This window comes from Paucibacter sp. PLA-PC-4 (assembly GCF_026241155.1).
In the GTDB taxonomy this organism is placed as follows: Bacteria; Pseudomonadota; Gammaproteobacteria; order Burkholderiales; family Burkholderiaceae_C; genus Roseateles_E.
In genome coordinates this window covers 394,367-410,290 of record NZ_JAPFGP010000001.1, presented here as the reverse complement: position 1 = coordinate 410,290, position 15,924 = coordinate 394,367, and the positions used below count along the sequence as shown (strand labels likewise).

At 61.8% G+C, this 15,924-nt stretch carries 12 protein-coding genes and 4 tRNA genes; 1 reads left to right on the top strand and 15 read right to left on the bottom strand.

Annotated features, from left to right (window positions below):
• Positions 1 to 19 precede the first annotated feature (19 nt).
• From rpoB to OOZ63_RS01970, 12 genes are all read right to left on the bottom strand, one after another.
• Positions 20 to 4,141 (bottom strand): DNA-directed RNA polymerase subunit beta, encoded by a 4,122-nt coding sequence (gene rpoB, locus OOZ63_RS02025; protein ID WP_266003634.1) that lies wholly within the window; start codon positions 4,139 to 4,141, stop codon positions 20 to 22.
• Between the two features lie 335 nt (positions 4,142 to 4,476).
• The gene (gene rplL / locus OOZ63_RS02020; RefSeq protein WP_266003633.1) at positions 4,477 to 4,857 is read right to left on the bottom strand and encodes a 50S ribosomal protein L7/L12; all 381 of its coding nucleotides are present in this window, start codon (positions 4,855 to 4,857) and stop codon (positions 4,477 to 4,479) included.
• A gap of 48 nt (positions 4,858 to 4,905) precedes the next feature.
• Positions 4,906 to 5,439 (bottom strand): 50S ribosomal protein L10, encoded by a 534-nt coding sequence (gene rplJ, locus OOZ63_RS02015; protein ID WP_266003631.1) that lies wholly within the window; start codon positions 5,437 to 5,439, stop codon positions 4,906 to 4,908.
• A gap of 277 nt (positions 5,440 to 5,716) precedes the next feature.
• Positions 5,717 to 6,424: a 50S ribosomal protein L1 gene (gene rplA, locus OOZ63_RS02010; protein WP_137945764.1), complete on the bottom strand. Its 708-nt coding sequence runs from the start codon at positions 6,422 to 6,424 to the stop codon at positions 5,717 to 5,719.
• 1 nt (position 6,425) lies between these two features.
• The gene (gene rplK, locus OOZ63_RS02005; RefSeq protein ID WP_137945763.1) at positions 6,426 to 6,857 is read right to left on the bottom strand and encodes a 50S ribosomal protein L11; all 432 of its coding nucleotides are present in this window, start codon (positions 6,855 to 6,857) and stop codon (positions 6,426 to 6,428) included.
• Between the two features lie 218 nt (positions 6,858 to 7,075).
• A complete protein-coding gene (nusG, locus tag OOZ63_RS02000; protein ID WP_137945762.1) occupies positions 7,076 to 7,663 on the bottom strand; it encodes a transcription termination/antitermination protein NusG in 588 nt (195 codons plus the stop codon).
• Positions 7,664 to 7,680: 17 nt separating this feature from the next.
• Positions 7,681 to 8,064, bottom strand: coding sequence for a preprotein translocase subunit SecE (gene secE, locus OOZ63_RS01995; protein WP_266003630.1), 384 nt, complete (start codon positions 8,062 to 8,064; stop codon positions 7,681 to 7,683).
• Positions 8,065 to 8,214: 150 nt separating this feature from the next.
• Positions 8,215 to 8,290 (bottom strand) — tRNA-Trp (locus OOZ63_RS01990).
• 14 nt (positions 8,291 to 8,304) lie between these two features.
• Positions 8,305 to 9,495, bottom strand: a complete 1,191-nt coding sequence (gene tuf / locus OOZ63_RS01985) for an elongation factor Tu (protein WP_262971603.1) — start codon at positions 9,493 to 9,495, stop codon at positions 8,305 to 8,307.
• A gap of 43 nt (positions 9,496 to 9,538) precedes the next feature.
• Positions 9,539 to 9,613, bottom strand: a tRNA-Thr gene (locus tag OOZ63_RS01980).
• Between the two features lie 84 nt (positions 9,614 to 9,697).
• A tRNA-Gly gene (locus tag OOZ63_RS01975) sits at positions 9,698 to 9,771 on the bottom strand.
• A gap of 93 nt (positions 9,772 to 9,864) precedes the next feature.
• Positions 9,865 to 9,950, bottom strand: a tRNA-Tyr gene (locus OOZ63_RS01970).
• A gap of 402 nt (positions 9,951 to 10,352) precedes the next feature.
• On the opposite strand from OOZ63_RS01970, the gene OOZ63_RS01965 reads away from it, so the two are divergent.
• Positions 10,353 to 12,998, top strand: coding sequence for a TonB-dependent receptor (locus OOZ63_RS01965; RefSeq protein WP_266003629.1), 2,646 nt, complete (start codon positions 10,353 to 10,355; stop codon positions 12,996 to 12,998).
• Positions 12,999 to 13,126: 128 nt separating this feature from the next.
• Here the strand turns inward: OOZ63_RS01965 and OOZ63_RS01960 are convergent, their stop codons facing one another.
• From OOZ63_RS01960 to OOZ63_RS01950, 3 genes are all read right to left on the bottom strand, one after another.
• Positions 13,127 to 13,834 carry a DUF6445 family protein gene (locus OOZ63_RS01960; protein ID WP_266003628.1) on the bottom strand — a complete coding sequence of 236 codons (708 nt, stop codon included), beginning with the start codon at positions 13,832 to 13,834 and terminating at the stop codon, positions 13,127 to 13,129.
• A gap of 81 nt (positions 13,835 to 13,915) precedes the next feature.
• On the bottom strand, positions 13,916 to 14,974 hold the full coding sequence (locus OOZ63_RS01955) for an acyltransferase family protein (protein ID WP_266003627.1): 1,059 nt from the start codon (positions 14,972 to 14,974) through the stop codon (positions 13,916 to 13,918).
• Positions 14,975 to 14,993: 19 nt separating this feature from the next.
• Entirely contained in the window at positions 14,994 to 15,917 is a 924-nt protein-coding gene (locus OOZ63_RS01950; RefSeq protein ID WP_266003626.1) for a glycoside hydrolase family 16 protein, read from the bottom strand.
• Between the last annotated feature and the right edge of the window lie 7 nt (positions 15,918 to 15,924).

Here is a 15,924-nt window from a genome sequence, read left to right as displayed (position 1 = left end):
GTGTCTCTCCTGTTCCTAATTAGTTGCGCTCGAGTTCAATGTCGATGCCAAGGGAACGAATTTCCTTGACCAGGACGTTGAACGATTCCGGCATGCCGGCTTCGATGGCGTGTTCGCCCTTGACGATGGACTCGTACACCTTGGTGCGGCCGTTCACGTCGTCGGACTTCACGGTCAGCATTTCTTGCAGGATGTAGGAGGCGCCATAAGCTTCCAGCGCCCACACTTCCATCTCACCGAAACGCTGGCCGCCGAACTGCGCCTTACCACCCAGCGGCTGCTGCGTGACGAGCGAGTAGGGACCGGTCGAACGGGCGTGCATCTTGTCGTCCACCAGGTGGTGCAGCTTCAGCACGTGCATGTAGCCGACCGTAACGGGGCGCTCAAAAGCCTCGCCGGTGCGGCCGTCATGCAACTGAGCCTGGGTACGCGTGGCGGTCAGGCCCTTCTTGGCGGCGATGTCGTCCGGGTAGGCCAGCTTCAGCATGCCGCGGATTTCTTCTTCCTTGGCACCGTCGAACACCGGCGTCGCAAACGGCACGCCGTGACGCAGGTTCTGCGCCATCTCGATGACTTCGTCGTCGCTCAGATCGTCCAGATGCTCGGTCTTGCCACCCGACTTGTTGTACAGCTCATCGAAGAACTGACGCAGCTCGGACACGCGGGCGTGCTCCTGCAGCATGTCGCCGATGCGCTGACCGATGCCCTTGCCGGCCCAGCCCAGATGCACTTCCAAGACCTGACCCACGTTCATCCGCGAAGGCACGCCCAGAGGGTTCAACACGATGTCCGCAGGCGTGCCGTCAGCCATATAGGGCATGTCTTCGATCGGAGCGATCTTGGACACCACACCCTTGTTGCCGTGACGGCCGGCCATCTTGTCGCCAGGCTGCAGACGGCGCTTGACGGCCAGATAGACCTTGACCATCTTCAGCACACCGGCCGGCAGCTCGTCGCCCTGCGTCAGCTTCTTGCGCTTTTCCTCGAAGGCCAGATCGAATGAATGGCGTGTCTGTTCCAGCGAGTTTTTGATCGACTCGAGCTGGTTGGCGACTTCGTCCTCGGCGGGACGGATGTCGAACCAGTGGAAGCGCTCGACGCTGCTCAGATAAGCCTTGTCGATGACTGTGCCCTTGGCGATCTTCTGCGGGCCGCCGTTGGCGACCTTGCCGTTCAGCAGCTTCTCAATACGGTCGAAGGCATCGCTCTCGACGATGCGCAGCTGATCGTTCAAGTCCAGGCGGAAGCGCTTGAGCTCATCGTCGATGATCTGCTGGGCGCGCTTGTCGCGCTGGATGCCTTCACGGGTGAAGACCTGCACATCGATGACAGTGCCGTTGGTGCCCTGATCGACACGCAGCGACGTGTCCTTCACGTCCGAAGCCTTCTCGCCAAAGATCGCGCGCAGCAGCTTCTCTTCCGGGGTCAGCGTGGTCTCGCCCTTGGGCGTGACCTTGCCAACCAGCACGTCGCCTGGGCCGACTTCGGCGCCGACGTACACAATGCCCGATTCGTCCAGCCGCGAGAGTTGCTGCTCGCTCAGGTTCGGGATGTCGCGGGTGATTTCCTCGCTGCCCAGCTTGGTGTCACGCGCCATCACCACCAGTTCCTCGATATGGATCGAGGTGTAGCGGTCTTCGGCGATCACACGCTCCGAGATCAAGATCGAATCTTCGAAGTTGTAGCCGTTCCAGGGCATGAACGCGACCAGCATGTTCTGACCCAGCGCCAGTTCACCGATGTCGGTCGAGGCGCCATCGGCAATGATGTCCTCGGCCGCCACCTTGTCACCACGGCGCACGATGGGGCGCTGATGGATGTTGGTGTTCTGGTTGGAACGCTGATACTTGATCAGGTTGTAGATGTCCACGCCGACTTCACCGGCCACGGTCTCATTGTCGTTGACGCGGATCACGATGCGGTTGGTGTCGACATAGTCGATCACGCCCCCGCGACGCGCGGCCACCACGGTACCCGAGTCCTTGGCCGCGACGCGCTCGACGCCTGTACCCACCAAGGCCTTCTCGGGGCGCAGCGTCGGCACGGCCTGGCGCTGCATATTGGCGCCCATCAGTGCGCGGTTCGCATCGTCGTGCTCCAGGAAGGGCACCAGCGAGGCCGCGACCGACACGATCTGCGTCGGCGCCACGTCCATGTACTGGATGCGCTCGGGCGACGTCAGCACCGATTCGCCGTTCTCACGGGCCGAGACCAGCTCGTCGGTCAGCTCGCCAGCAGGGTTCAAGGTCGCGTTCGCCTGGGCGATCACGTACTTGCCTTCCTCGATGGCCGAGAGATAGTCGATCTGGGTCGTCACCTTACCGTCGACGACGCGGCGGTAAGGCGTTTCCAAGAAGCCGTATTCGTTGAGCTGTGCATACAGCGCCAACGAGTTGATCAGACCGATGTTCGGGCCTTCCGGCGTTTCGATCGGGCAGACACGGCCATAGTGGGTCGGATGCACGTCGCGGACTTCGAAGCCGGCGCGTTCGCGAGTCAGACCACCCGGGCCCAGGGCGGAAACACGACGCTTGTGCGTGATCTCCGACAGGGGGTTGGTCTGGTCCATGAACTGCGACAGCTGCGAGGCACCGAAGAACTCCTTCAACGCCGCGGAGATCGGCTTGGAGTTGATCAGGTCGTGCGGCATCAGGGCTTCGGTCTCGGCCTGGCCCAGACGCTCCTTGACGGCCTTCTCGATACGCGCCAGGCCCGAGCGGTACTGGTTTTCGGCCAGTTCGCCGACGCAACGCACGCGGCGATTGCCGAGGTGGTCGATGTCGTCGACCTCGCCGCGGCCATTGCGCAGCTCGACCAGAATCTTGACGACGTCGAGGATGTCCTCGTTCGACAAGTTCATATTGCCTTCCGGCGTGTCGCGGCCCACGCGGGCGTTGAACTTCATCCGGCCGACGCGCGACAGATCGTAGGTGTCGGTGCTGTAGAACAGGCGGTTGAACAGGGCCTCGACGGCGTCTTCCGTCGGCGGCTCGCCAGGGCGCATCATGCGATAGATCGCCACGCGCGCGGCCAACTGGTCAGCAGTTTCGTCCGAGGCCAGGGTCTGGCTAATGTAGGCGCCCTCATCCAGCTCGTTCGTGAACAAGCACTGAATGTCCTTGATGCCAGCCTGACGCAGTTTCTTCAGCAGCGCGTCGGTCAGCTCTTCATTGGCCTTGGCAATGATCTCGCCGGTGTCGCCGTCGACCATGTTCTTGGCCAGCACGCGGCCGACCAGGAAGTCTTCCGGCACGGTCACATGCTGGGTGCCGCTTTGCTCGAGCTGGCGCACATGACGGGCAGTGATGCGCTTGTCCTTCTCGACAATGACAGCACCGCTCTTGTCGGTGATGTCAAAGCGGGCCACTTCGCCCTTCAGACGGTCGGCGACAAACTCCATTTGCGCGCCGGCGTCCATCAGACGGAAGTTATCGAAGACGAAGAAGTGCGCCAGGATCTGCTCTGGGTTCAGGCCAATGGCCTTCAGCAGGATCGTGACCGGCATCTTGCGGCGACGGTCGACACGGAAGAACAGGATGTCCTTGGGGTCGAACTCGAAGTCCAGCCAGGAGCCGCGGTAAGGAATGATGCGGGCCGAGAACAGCAGCTTGCCAGACGAGTGGGTCTTGCCCTTGTCGTGTTCGAAGAACACGCCGGGAGAGCGGTGCAGCTGGGAGACGATGACACGCTCCGTGCCATTGACGATGAAGGAACCGTAGTCGGTCATCAGGGGCACTTCGCCCATGTAGACCTCTTGCTCCTTGATCTCCTTGACGGTCTTCGCCTGCGGCGACTCACGGTCATAGATGATCATCTGCAGGCGCGCACGCACGGCCGCCGCATAGGTCAAGCCACGCTGTTGGCACTCGCGGGTGTCGAACGGCGGCTTGGCGATGTTGAATTCGAGGAACTTCATCTCCACGAAACCGTTGTGCGAAACAATCGGAAACGCGGACAGGAAAGCAGCCTGCAGGCCTTCGGGCTTGCGCTTGGCTGGAGGCACTTCTTTTTGCAGGAAGGCGACGTACGACTCCTTCTGCATGGTCAGCAAGTAGGGAACGTTGAGAACGCTCTCGCGCTTACCGAAGCTCTTGCGGATTCGCTTGCGCTCGGTATAGCTATAGGGGGTTGTTTGCGCCATAAACACTCCGTGTCGAGAGCCCACCCCTGGCCGTGGGACGGGCTTCGTCGGCGACTGGCTTGTCGAGCCCGATCCAGAACGGACGGCTCGATGCTTGGTGGTTGGCCACTACCAACCGCTGGCGGACAACCCCGGCATTGCACCTGGGCCCGACCAAACCGGTTCTCTGCAGTCGGATCAGAGAACACTTGAAAGAACCGCGCATCATACCCTGCGCGGGGCTTTCAACTATTCTCAACCGGATAAACCCTTGAAACGGGGAAAGGGGAGGTCTTGCGACCGCCCCTTTCTAGTCAGTGAGGCCAGAGCTGCTGCGCAGGTCTGACCTCAGACAATTACTTCAGCTCAGCCTTGGCGCCGGCTTCTTCCAGCTTCTTCTTGGCTGCTTCAGCGTCAGCCTTGGCAACGCCTTCCTTGACAGCCTTCGGAGCACCGTCGACCAGGTCCTTGGCTTCCTTCAGGCCCAGGCCGGTGATTTCGCGCACAGCCTTAATCACCGAGACCTTGTTGGCGCCGGCTTCCAGCAGCACGACGTTGAACTCGGTCTGCTCTTCAGCAGCAGCAGCAGCGCCGCCAGCAGCGCCACCGGCGGCCGGAGCAGCCATCGAAGCGGCGGACACGCCAAACTTCTCTTCGATTGCCTTGACCAGATCGTTCAGTTCCAGAACGGTCATGCTGTCCAGGGCGGTCAGGAATGCGTCTTTATCGAATGCCATGATGTGTTTCTTCCTATATACAGATTGCTTGCGTTTGACGGGATCGTCTTAGGCTGCAGCGGGGGCTTCGGCAGCAGCTTCCGTAGAAGCAGCGCCAGCACCACGTTGTGCAGCCAGGGCCGCCAGCACGGCCGCGGTGCGTTGCACCGGCGACTTGAGCAGGCCGGCGATTTGCGACAGCAGCACTTCCTTGCTCGGAACAGCCGCCAGCGCTTTCACGCCGTTGACGTCCAGAGCCTTGCCGCCGTAGGCACCACCCTTGATGACGAGCTTGTCGTTGCCCTTGGCAAAGTCAGCGATGACTTTGGCCGCAGCGACCGCGTCTTCCGAAAAGCCGTAGATCAGCGGGCCGACCATGCTCTCCGAGGCAGCTTCGAACTGGGTGCCGGCAACAGCGCGACGGGCCAGGGTGTTCTTCAGCACGTGAAGATAGACACCCTTGGCACGCGCGTCGATGCGCAGCTTGTTCAAGGCTTCCACGGTGAGGCCACGGTACTCGGCCAGCGCCAGGGTCTGCGACTTGGCAGCTTGCGCTGCGACGTCGGAGACAACGGCTGCCTTCTCGTTGCGATTGAGACTCAAGGTCTACTCCTCACATTACGCCTCCAGTCCCATGTATTGAGCACAGGACCTTTGGCACCGGGATTCAGCGACCTTCTGTTCAGGAAAATCCTTTACAGCGGGACCGCCATCTGCGTTGGCAGGGAAGACACGAGGCCATCCCGATTAAGCGTCACCCCCGATACAGCGGGGTTTCACACCAACGGTCTTGGATGACGCGCGAGCAAGAAAACTTACCCACGCCCCACCAATTCATCAGCACGGCGCCAGACTTCGCGCCGCACCTCAACTTCTTTGCTTAGGCGTTGGCCTGCGCATTGATGCTGGCGACATCCACGCGGGCGCCGACGCCCATCGTGGACGACACCGCCACCTTGCGCAGGTAGACACCCTTGCTCGAGGCCGGCTTGGCCTTGTTCAGGGCCTCGATCAGCGCGCGCAGATTGCCTTCCAGCTTGTCGGTGTCGAACGAACGACGGCCGAGGGTGCCATGGATGATGCCGGCCTTGTCAACACGGAACTGAACTTGGCCAGCCTTGGCGTTCTTGACGGCGGTGGCGACATCCGGGGTCACGGTGCCAACCTTGGGGTTAGGCATCAGGCCGCGCGGGCCCAGGATTTGACCCAGGGTACCGACGATGCGCATGGTGTCCGGCGAGGCGATCACCACGTCGAACGGCATGTCACCAGCCTTCACGCGCTCGGCCAGGTCTTCCATGCCGACGATGTCGGCGCCGGCGGCGCGGGCTTCGTCAGCCTTGGCGCCTTGGGCGAACACCGCGACGCGCTTGGTCTTGCCGGTGCCGTTAGGCATCACGACAGCGCCACGCACCACTTGGTCCGACTTCTTGGCATCGATGCCCAGTTGCACGGCCACATCGATCGACTCGTCGAACTTGGCAGTAGCCAGGCTCTTGACGAGGTTCAGGGCTTCACCCAGCGTGTACAGCTTGGTGGTCTCGACCTTGCCTTGCAGGGCCTTTTGGCGCTTAGTCAGCTTTGCCATCTCAAACACCCTCCACCAGCACGCCCATGGAACGGGCGGAACCAGCAATCGTACGAACGGCGGCATCCAGATCAGCGGCGGTCAGATCCTTGACCTTGATCTTGGCGATCTCTTCCAGCTGAGCACGGGTCAGCTTGCCAACCTTCTCGAGGTGAGCCTTTTGCGAGCCCTTCTCGATCTTGGCAGCCTTCTTGATCAGTGCGGTCGCCGGGGGCGACTTGATCACGAAGGTGAAGCTCTTGTCCGCAAACGCGGTAATAACCACCGGCAGCTTCATGCCCGGCTCATGGCCCTGCGTCTGGGCGTTGAACGCCTTGCAGAACTCCATGATGTTCAGGCCACGCTGACCCAGCGCGGGACCAACCGGAGGCGAAGGATTCGCCTTGCCGGCAGCGACTTGCAGCTTGATAAAGCCAACAATTTTCTTTGCCATATTTCTCTCCAATCAGTGGCACGGCATTTACAGCGCCACGCCACCTGAGTGCTAGCGCAAAGGACTGGTTACCTTTGCTCCTCTTGTCCGCATCTCGTCGCGGACTGACTACGGACAGGTTCACCGGGCTATTACAAGTCCGGCCGGCCCTGCCAGGCCCTCAAACCTTTTGCCTGCAGCCCCTCGGGCTTTCGGCGACAAGTCCAAAGACTTCGTCTTTAAACTTTTTCGACCTGCGCGAAGTCCAATTCAACCGGCGTCGCACGACCAAAGATCGTGACCGAAACCCGCACCTTGGACTTGTCGTAGTTGACTTCCTCGATCGCGCCGTTGAAGTCCGTGAACGGACCTTCCTTGACCCGCACCACCTCGCCCACCGTCCACTCGACCTTCGGCCTGGGCTTCTCGATGCCCTCTTGCATCTGATTGACGATCTTCATCACCTCAGCTTCCGAGATCGGAGCCGGGCGGTTCTTCGCGCCACCGACGAAGCCGGTCACCTTGGAGGTGTGCTTGACCAAGTGCCAGGTGTCGTCTTCCATCACCATCTCCACCAGCACATAGCCAGGGAAGAAGCGACGCTCGGTCACGGCCTTTTTGCCATTCTTGAGCTCAACGACCTCTTCGGTCGGCACCAAGATGCGGCCAAACTTGTCCTGCATGCCGGCGCGATCAATGCGCTCGCGCAAATTGCGCTCGACGGCCTTCTCCATGCCCGAGTAGGCATGAACCACATACCAACGCTTGGGCAGACCGGTAGGCACCGCGGCCTCACCGCCGGTAACAACGCCTTGTTCTTCGCTCATTGCAGTCCTTCCGCCTCTCAGCGCTTCCAGCCCAGGATCAGGTCGTACAGCACCCATTCCAATGTCTTGTCGGTCAGCCACAGAAACAAGGCCATCACCAGCACGAAGGCGAACACATAACCCGTCATCTGCGTCGCTTCCTTGCGCGTCGGCCACACGACCTTGCGCACCTCGCGCGCAGAGTCCTGCCCGTAGGCGATCAGCGACTTGCCCGATTCCGAGGTGAAAAACGCAGCAGCGGCGGCTATCAGCAGCACCAGCAACGCGCCCCACTGCGCAATCGGGCCTTGCTTGGCGAGCGCGTAAAAAGCCACCAGCGCACCTACCAGCAAGAGCACGGCAGCAGCCAGCTTCGCCTTATCGGCGCCGGTAGTGACCGTTTCGACTTGAGGATTGGACATAGAACTTTCTTTAGCACCTGCACCCGACGAATAACCGCCCGGCCCAGACATTCAAATCACGGGATACCCAACAGCAGCAAAGCCCGCTGGGAACAGTTCCCGCGGGCTGATGCTTGACCACTTGAACCGGTCGCTTTTATCCGAAGCGACTGGCAGGGGCAGAGGGTCTCGAACCCCCAACCTTCGGTTTTGGAGACCGACGCTCTGCCAATTGAGCTATGCCCCTGTGGCCTTCTAACTTTAAGCGATGATGGTCGCCACGACGCCGGAGCCGACGGTACGACCGCCTTCACGGATGGCGAAGCGCAGGCCGGTTTCCATCGCGATCGGAGCAATCAACTTCACGGTGATGCTGACGTTGTCGCCAGGCATGACCATTTCCTTGTCCGCCGGCAACTCCACGGCACCGGTCACGTCCGTCGTGCGGAAGTAGAACTGGGGGCGGTAGTTGTTGAAGAACGGGGTGTGACGGCCGCCCTCTTCCTTGGACAAGACATAGATCTCGGCCGTGAAGTGAGTGTGCGGCTTGATCGAGCCAGGCTTGGCCAGCACTTGGCCGCGCTCGACGTCTTCACGCTTGGTGCCGCGCAGCAGGATGCCGACGTTATCGCCAGCTTGACCCTGGTCCAGCAGCTTGCGGAACATTTCCACGCCGGTCACGGTGGTCTTCTGCACGTCGCGGATACCGACGATTTCGATTTCCTCGCCAACCTTGATGATGCCGCGCTCAACGCGACCGGTCACCACGGTGCCGCGGCCCGAGATCGAGAACACGTCTTCCACCGGCAGCAAGAAGGTGCCGTCAACGGCGCGGTCCGGCTGGGGGATGTAGGTGTCCAGCGCATCGGCCAGGCGCATGATGGCTTGCTCGCCCAGGTCGCCCGTGTCGCCTTCCAGCGCCAGCTTGGCCGAACCCTTGATGATGGGGGTGTCGTCGCCCGGGAAGTCGTACTTGCTCAGCAGCTCGCGCACTTCCATTTCGACCAGCTCGAGCAGCTCGGCGTCGTCGACCATGTCGCACTTGTTCAGGAAGACGATGATGAACTTCACGCCGACCTGACGCGCCAGCAGGATGTGCTCGCGAGTCTGGGGCATCGGGCCGTCAGCGGCCGAGCACACCAGGATCGCACCGTCCATCTGGGCAGCGCCGGTGATCATGTTCTTCACATAGTCAGCGTGGCCGGGGCAGTCCACGTGAGCGTAGTGGCGGTTGGCCGTTTCGTACTCGACGTGAGCGGTATTGATCGTGATGCCGCGCGCCTTCTCTTCGGGCGCTGCATCGATCTGGTCGTAGGCCTTGGCCTCGCCGCCGAACTTCTTCGACAGCACCGTCGCGATCGCTGCCGTCAGCGTCGTCTTGCCATGGTCAACGTGACCGATGGTGCCGACGTTCACGTGCGGCTTGGTGCGTTCAAACTTGCCTTTTGCCATCTTGCGCTCCTGAATAGGATCAGATCAGACCAGAAGAAATTGGTGGTGCCCATGACGCGGATCGAACGCGTGACCTCTCCCTTACCAAGGGAGTGCTCTACCACTGAGCCACATGGGCATCGACACAGGTTTGACGGCAAAAAAAAACCAGCAAACCGGTATCGACGCTATACCCACCCCGCACAACCAAGCGCCCCAAAGATGGAGCGGGAAACGGGAATCGAACCCGTGTCATTAGCTTGGAAGGCTAAGGTTCTACCATTGAACTACTCCCGCCCGGGAGCCTTGATCAATCCAAATCTTCTTCATCGCCTCGCTGAAATCGAGACCCCGGATCACCGGCATCTCGACCCATCAAAACGTTCGCCCTGGTGGAGGAGGCTGGATTCGAACCAGCGTACGCGTTAGCGGGCAGATTTACAGTCTGCTGCCTTTAACCACTCGGCCACCCCTCCGAGGCGAGCCTGCGACTATAGCACAGCATTTTTGGGTCGCAAAGACTTTTCAAAACCAACAACACCTGACCCACCTCATCCAACAGCGACACACCCTCATCAAGCCGACACGCATCACTTGGCAGCCACAGCCAATACCAGCCAAAACCTAGAAGCAATACCAATTAGCTACCAAGAAACATCGTCACACCCCATTTGCTGTCGCAAAAGCAACGACAAGCAGGGAAAACACGAGTCATGAAGTGGTAGCAAAGTGGCACTACGCGGCCGTATAGTGGCATGGCATTGGTTGCACATTGATGTCCATCTGGGGTGCCAGACGCATGCCACTTCTGTGCGGGTATGCATCGGGCTCCGCGTCTAAACAGGCCGATTCGTTGACGGCCATATCGAGGAGCAGTTATGAAAAAGGTCAATAAGACCCCCATCGCGGCCGCCGTGTCGCTGACATTGCTGGGCGCGGTTTTTAGTGCCCAAGCCCAACAGGCCGGGCCAGCCGCAGCGAAGCCTGATGCTGCTCAGCTCGACCAGGTGGTGATCACCGGCATCCGCGCTTCGCTGGAGACCGCCGCCAATATCAAGAAGAACGCCACGGCCGTGGTGGACGCGGTGTCCGCCGAGGACGTGGGCAAGCTGCCGGACGCGGACGTCGGCCAGGCGTTGGGTCGCATTCCCGGCATTTCGGTGGGCCGCGCCTTCGGTCAAGGTGCTGCGGTGTCAATTCGCGGCACCGATCCGCAGATGACCTACACCACGCTGAACGGCCAGACCGTCGCGTCCACCGGCTGGTATGACCAGAACGACATCGACCGCTCGTTCAATTACTCGCTGCTGCCCGCCGAGTTGATCGGCGGCATGGAGGTCTACAAATCTTCGCAAGCCAACCTGACCGAGGGCGGCATCGGCGGTACCGTAATCGTTAAGACCCGCAAGCCGCTGGACCTGAAGGCCAACACGGCCTTCGGCAGCGTGCGCTACGGCGACGGCACCATCAGCGATCCAGAGAAGGAGTTCTCCGGCCTGTACAGCTGGCGCAATGAATCCCGCAGCTTCGGCGTGCTGGTTGCCGCCGGCCAATCCAAGGGTGACTACATCCGCCGTGGCGTCGAGGCGGACAGCCGCTGGAACAGCGATGTGGCTCCCACAGCCTTCATTCAGGAGCGCAAACGCACCGCCTTCAACGTCGCCCTGCAAGCACGCCCGGTCGAAGGCCTGGAGCTCGGTCTGAATCTGCTGAAGATGGAGTTGAACGCCAACAGCTCCAATGCCAGCGACTACCTGATGCATGACCCGAACTGCGACAAGCGCAACACCGCCGTGAGTTCGGCTTTTAATCCCAACGGCATCTGCCTGCACAGCACGAGCACCGCAACCTCCGGTCCGACCAATAAGTTCTTCCAGGTCTGGGCCCGCGGCGCCAGCATGGACTCGGACAGCGTCGTCGCCGACGCCCACTACACGCTCGGCAACGCCAAGTTCGATCTTGTGATCGGCAGCACCAAGGCCAGCGGCGGCACCTCGATCACCACCAACTACCAGGACAACTCCTGGGACGGCGGCTTCAAGCGCCCAGAGTGGAAAGGCACGATCGACGCCACCGGCAAACAGATCCAGATCAACCCCAGCACCAACCAGTCCTGGGGCCTGAGCGCCCTGCCGGCGCAGCTGGCACCGCAGACCTGGGCGACCTCGGCCGGCCCAAACAAGGACAAGGAGAACTTCGGCCAGCTCGACGCCACCTTCGACCTGGACTGGGGTGTGATCAGCGCCTTCAAGACAGGCGTGCGCCTGGCGGACCACACCTTCGAGAAGCGCAGTTTCCGGCCCATCTGGAACAGCACGATCACAGCAGCGCCCACCAGCTCGCTGTTTGGTGGCTCGGTAGACGTGGGGGGCTGGACGGTCCCGCGCGCCAACATCAACGCCATGCTGGACAACACTCGCAAGAGCATCGGCGGCTGGGTTGAGGACCGCTCGGGCTATGGCGAGCTGAATGAGAAGAACCGTTCGGTCTACGGCATGTTCGAGTTCGACACCCAGGGTCTGCGCGGCAACTTCGGCCTGCGCTACATCTCTACCAAGGCCACCAGCACCGGCTACAAGTTCGACGGCGTGTCCCCGCCTGACCAGTACCCGGGCAACCAGAACTGGGCCAAGACCAAGGTCTCGACAAAGTCGACTTACAACGACGTGTTGCCCAGCGTGAATCTGGCCTTCGACCTGCGCAAGGACCTGGTGCTGCGTGCCACGGCCTCGCAAGCCATCACCCGCCCGAACTTCGCCAACATGTTTGGTGTGACGGTCTCGGGCTACAACGACGATCGCAGGGACAACGAAACCTGGACCGTCGGCAACATCGGCCTCAAGCCCATGAAGTCCAGCCAAGCCGATATCGGCCTGGAGTACTACTACGGCCGCGGCAATATGCTGTCCGCCACCTACTTCGTGAAGGACATCTCGAACTTCGTCGTCGCCAACGTCACACCCAATCAAAAGGTCGGCCTGGTGGATCCCTTGACCGGAGTGGACAACTGGACGGTGCAGAGCTTCCAGAACGCCGGCGGCGGCAAGATTCGCGGCCTGGAGCTGCAGGCCAGTCATGCATTCGGCAACGGCTTCGGCGCGCTGGGCAACTACACGTTCACCGAGGGCAACGCTCCCGCCAGCAGCTACTTGGATCAGCTGGGCGTGTTCACCCAGTCCTCCAAGCACAACGTGAACCTGGTCGGCTACTATGAGAACGAGAGCTACTTCGGTCGCCTGGCCTACAACTGGCGCTCTAAGTACATGATCCGCGAAGGCGCGTTCTGGTACGGCAACCGCATGCACGACGCGTTCGGCACGTTAGATGCCAGCGTGGGCTGGAACATCACCAAAAACCTGAAGCTGTCTTTCGAAGCCATCAATCTGACCAAGGAAGATGACGTTCAGTACGGTGCGGCCGCAGCCTCCAACACAGGCATCAAGGACCCGTTGCGCGCCGGATTCCCGGCCTGGAGTTTCAAGGGTGAGACCACCTTCAAGCTGGGCCTGAGCGCCAAGTTCTGATCGACGCGACTCGTCACAGCAAAGCCCGGCAATTGCCGGGCTTTTTTTATCTGCGCGCCGCGCCGGCGGCGGCGAACAAACGCCCAGCCAAAGGCCGCGCGTTTGCCGATCAGAGTCTGCTGACGGCGCTAGAAGTCGTAGAAGGTATTGATCGTCAACCTGCCCAGGCGCGGGTCGCTGCTGAGGACTTGCTGCGGGTTGACGATGGCCGAGTGCAGCAGGCTGCCTCGATAGATCACCAGGCGATTAAAGCGCGCAGGCATCATGCCCAGCAGTTCGAAACAGTCATTGGAGTCGGTGAAGTAACGCGGTGGCGCCGGGCAGCGCTCGGTCTGCGCGTAAATCATCTCCCCATAGCAATCGCGCGTGTCGGCCGTGATCTGCTGCAGGCCGCTTGCCTTGTGCCGGTAGAAGGCCGTTCCACCCTGCCGCTCATCGCAGAGGTAGAGCAGCACGGCCATGAAGTGCGGCGTGCTGGCATCGAAATGAGGCACCCGCTGCAACGGGCCCAGATCCTGCGGCGCCACCGTGGTGAGCGAGAAGTTGCAAGGCGACTTGCGCAGCGCGAGCTCCGGCGGCACACCGAAGTTCAGCCGGATCAACGGGTCGAGCAACTCAGTCAGGTTTTCGGAATAACCTGCCGGCACCGCAGCTCGCACGCCGGGATAGCCCTTGCGCTCATCTGCGCCCGCACAGGGCTCGAAGCGGGCCTGGGCAGCCGCCTCCACCAAGGCCTCTGGGTGCGCTAGGAAGTCATCGATGAAGACGACCTGGTGCTCGCCTACCCGCACCGAGCGGATGTCGGGCGGCATACGAATCGAGTAAGGATCATTCATGCTCGGGGCTCAGCGGCGCGTACGAGAATTTCGAGAATACCCATTGTCCCAGCCGGCGAAGCTTGCCGGTGGACCCTCCGATCAAACCTTGATATAGATCCGGTGCCGATCCAGCAGTCGCATCAACAGCCACCAGAGGGCGACGAAGGCGAGCGAGAAGGCCAGCGACGCCGCCTGAGCACCCAGCGCCGCGCCGATGGTCGGTAGCAGCCAGTCCTGGTAGATCGCGGTCTGCCAGCCCAGCGCGGCCAGCACCACACTCATCACCCAGGCTCCGGCATACGCCGTGATTGCGTTGACCCCAAAGCTGCGCCCTAGCGCCGGCCAGCCGCGTTGGTCGATCAGGCGCTGGGCCAGCAGCAGGGTTAGCGTCGCAACACCCCCGCTCCACAGCATGAAGCTGGGCGTCCACAACTGCTTGTTCATCGGCTGCCACAGGCTCCACAACCAACCTGCCAAGAGGCAGAAAAGGCCGGCGGCCAGCAGCGCCTTCGTATGGCGCTCGCGCAGCCAGGCGCCGACGCGCAGGCCCAGCATGGTGGTCGCCCAGGCCCCCAAGGTGGACAACAAGCCTTCGGGTTCGTGGGCTCGGCCCTCGCCCCATTCATAGGCCAGCGGCCCCAGCAGCGAGCTGTCAGCTCGAGCGGCAATATTGCTGGCCTTGTCCATGCTTGCGCCGCTCAGCAGCAACAGGCCCCAGCCCAGCAGCAAGGTCAGCAGCAGACCCCATTGGTGGCGCGGCCGCAGAACCAGGGCCGCCAGCCCGGTCAGCGCAAAGCAGATCGCAATTCGCTGCAACACACCCATCAGGCGGAAATGCGGCTTGTCCATCAGCCACCAGGCCAAGGCATGCAGGGCCAGGCCCAGCAGCAGGATGCGCAGGGCCCGGATCAGCACCGCGCGGCGCAGCGGTGCGATGGCATCGCCCGCCTCGACCCGGGGGCCCAGAGCCAGGCTCAGCGAGACGCCGACGATGAATAGGAAGAAGGGAAAGATCAGATCGGTCGGCGTGCAGCCATGCCAGGCGGCATGCTGCAGCGGGGCATAGACATCGCCCCAGTCACCGGGGTTGTTGACAAGCAGCATCGCGGCGACACACAGACCGCGCAGCGCATCAACCGAGGCGTAGCGTTGATTCATCGCCTGTTCTGGACCCGGCTCAGAAATCGCAGCGGCTATCCAGCGGCGGCTGAGCCGGCGGCACATGGTCGACGCGAGCTGAGCCCGCCTGGCGCAGCGCGGCCACCTGAGCCGCCACCTCGGCCGGACTCATCCGCGCGCTGCGCGCATGGAAGACCCAGTCAACATCCTGCTCATAAACCCGCGGCGTCGCGCTTGCCGGCAGCAGGCCGCCGGGCGAGAACCACAGATTGAAATTGATCGACATCGGCACCACAGGGTAGTTGCGGCCGCCATGCCGGGCCACCTGGCGGCCGTCGATGAAGAGCCGCACCTGCCCGTCCAGCACTTGCATCATCAGAACATGCCAGCCGTCGAGCGAGCCGCGCTCCTCGTGCGAGCCATTGAAGGCCTGCCAGGGCTCCAACTTGACGGTCTGCCAGCTGATGCCGTAGATGCGCGTCTCCGGGCTCCCCCAGCCACCGTTGGGCAGGTACTCCCAATCAATCTCGCTGAACTCGGGATCAAAATCGTGCTTCAGCGGGCTGACCACATAGAAGGTCTGAATCACCGGGTCGCCGTCGACGCCGCTACCGGGCGCATCGCGAAAACGCACCCGAGCCGCATACGTGCCTTCCAGGTACTTGCGCGCGTGGCACAGCTGCACCTGCTGCGTGCCAGGCCCGGTGCCATCGGTGGCGGCACGCAAGCGCAGCAGGCGGTTGCCCTTGAAGTCTGGATCGTCAAGCAGGCTCAGCGCGTCGCTGCGCCATTGCGCCCCCGGAATGCCGGGATGGCCGGGCTGGCTGCGCGGGGTCCAACCGCCCAGACCCAACTCGCTGCTGTGGCGATAGCTGAAATCGTCAAAAAAAACCTGCGCAGGCGCTTGTGCCCGCGCAGGTTGACAAAGGCAAACGATGGTCAGGGCGGCGGCCAGCGTCGTCGCGCGCAAAGCACTGGACATTGGGATG

What these genes read in the sequence shown, in the direction of transcription:
- OOZ63_RS01955 (WP_266003627.1), bottom strand. Translation starts at nt 14,974, where the DNA reads ATGAATCAACGCTACGCCTCGGTTGATGCGCTGCGCGGTCTGTGTGTC.
- OOZ63_RS01965 (WP_266003629.1), top strand. Translation starts at nt 10,353, where the DNA reads ATGAAAAAGGTCAATAAGACCCCCATCGCGGCCGCCGTGTCGCTGACA.
- tuf (WP_262971603.1), bottom strand. Translation starts at nt 9,495, where the DNA reads ATGGCAAAAGGCAAGTTTGAACGCACCAAGCCGCACGTGAACGTCGGC.
- secE (WP_266003630.1), bottom strand. Translation starts at nt 8,064, where the DNA reads ATGTCCAATCCTCAAGTCGAAACGGTCACTACCGGCGCCGATAAGGCG.
- rpoB (WP_266003634.1), bottom strand. Translation starts at nt 4,141, where the DNA reads ATGGCGCAAACAACCCCCTATAGCTATACCGAGCGCAAGCGAATCCGC.
- nusG (WP_137945762.1), bottom strand. Translation starts at nt 7,663, where the DNA reads ATGAGCGAAGAACAAGGCGTTGTTACCGGCGGTGAGGCCGCGGTGCCT.
- rplK (WP_137945763.1), bottom strand. Translation starts at nt 6,857, where the DNA reads ATGGCAAAGAAAATTGTTGGCTTTATCAAGCTGCAAGTCGCTGCCGGC.
- rplA (WP_137945764.1), bottom strand. Translation starts at nt 6,424, where the DNA reads ATGGCAAAGCTGACTAAGCGCCAAAAGGCCCTGCAAGGCAAGGTCGAG.
- OOZ63_RS01950 (WP_266003626.1), bottom strand. Translation starts at nt 15,917, where the DNA reads ATGTCCAGTGCTTTGCGCGCGACGACGCTGGCCGCCGCCCTGACCATC.
- OOZ63_RS01960 (WP_266003628.1), bottom strand. Translation starts at nt 13,834, where the DNA reads ATGAATGATCCTTACTCGATTCGTATGCCGCCCGACATCCGCTCGGTG.
- rplL (WP_266003633.1), bottom strand. Translation starts at nt 4,857, where the DNA reads ATGGCATTCGATAAAGACGCATTCCTGACCGCCCTGGACAGCATGACC.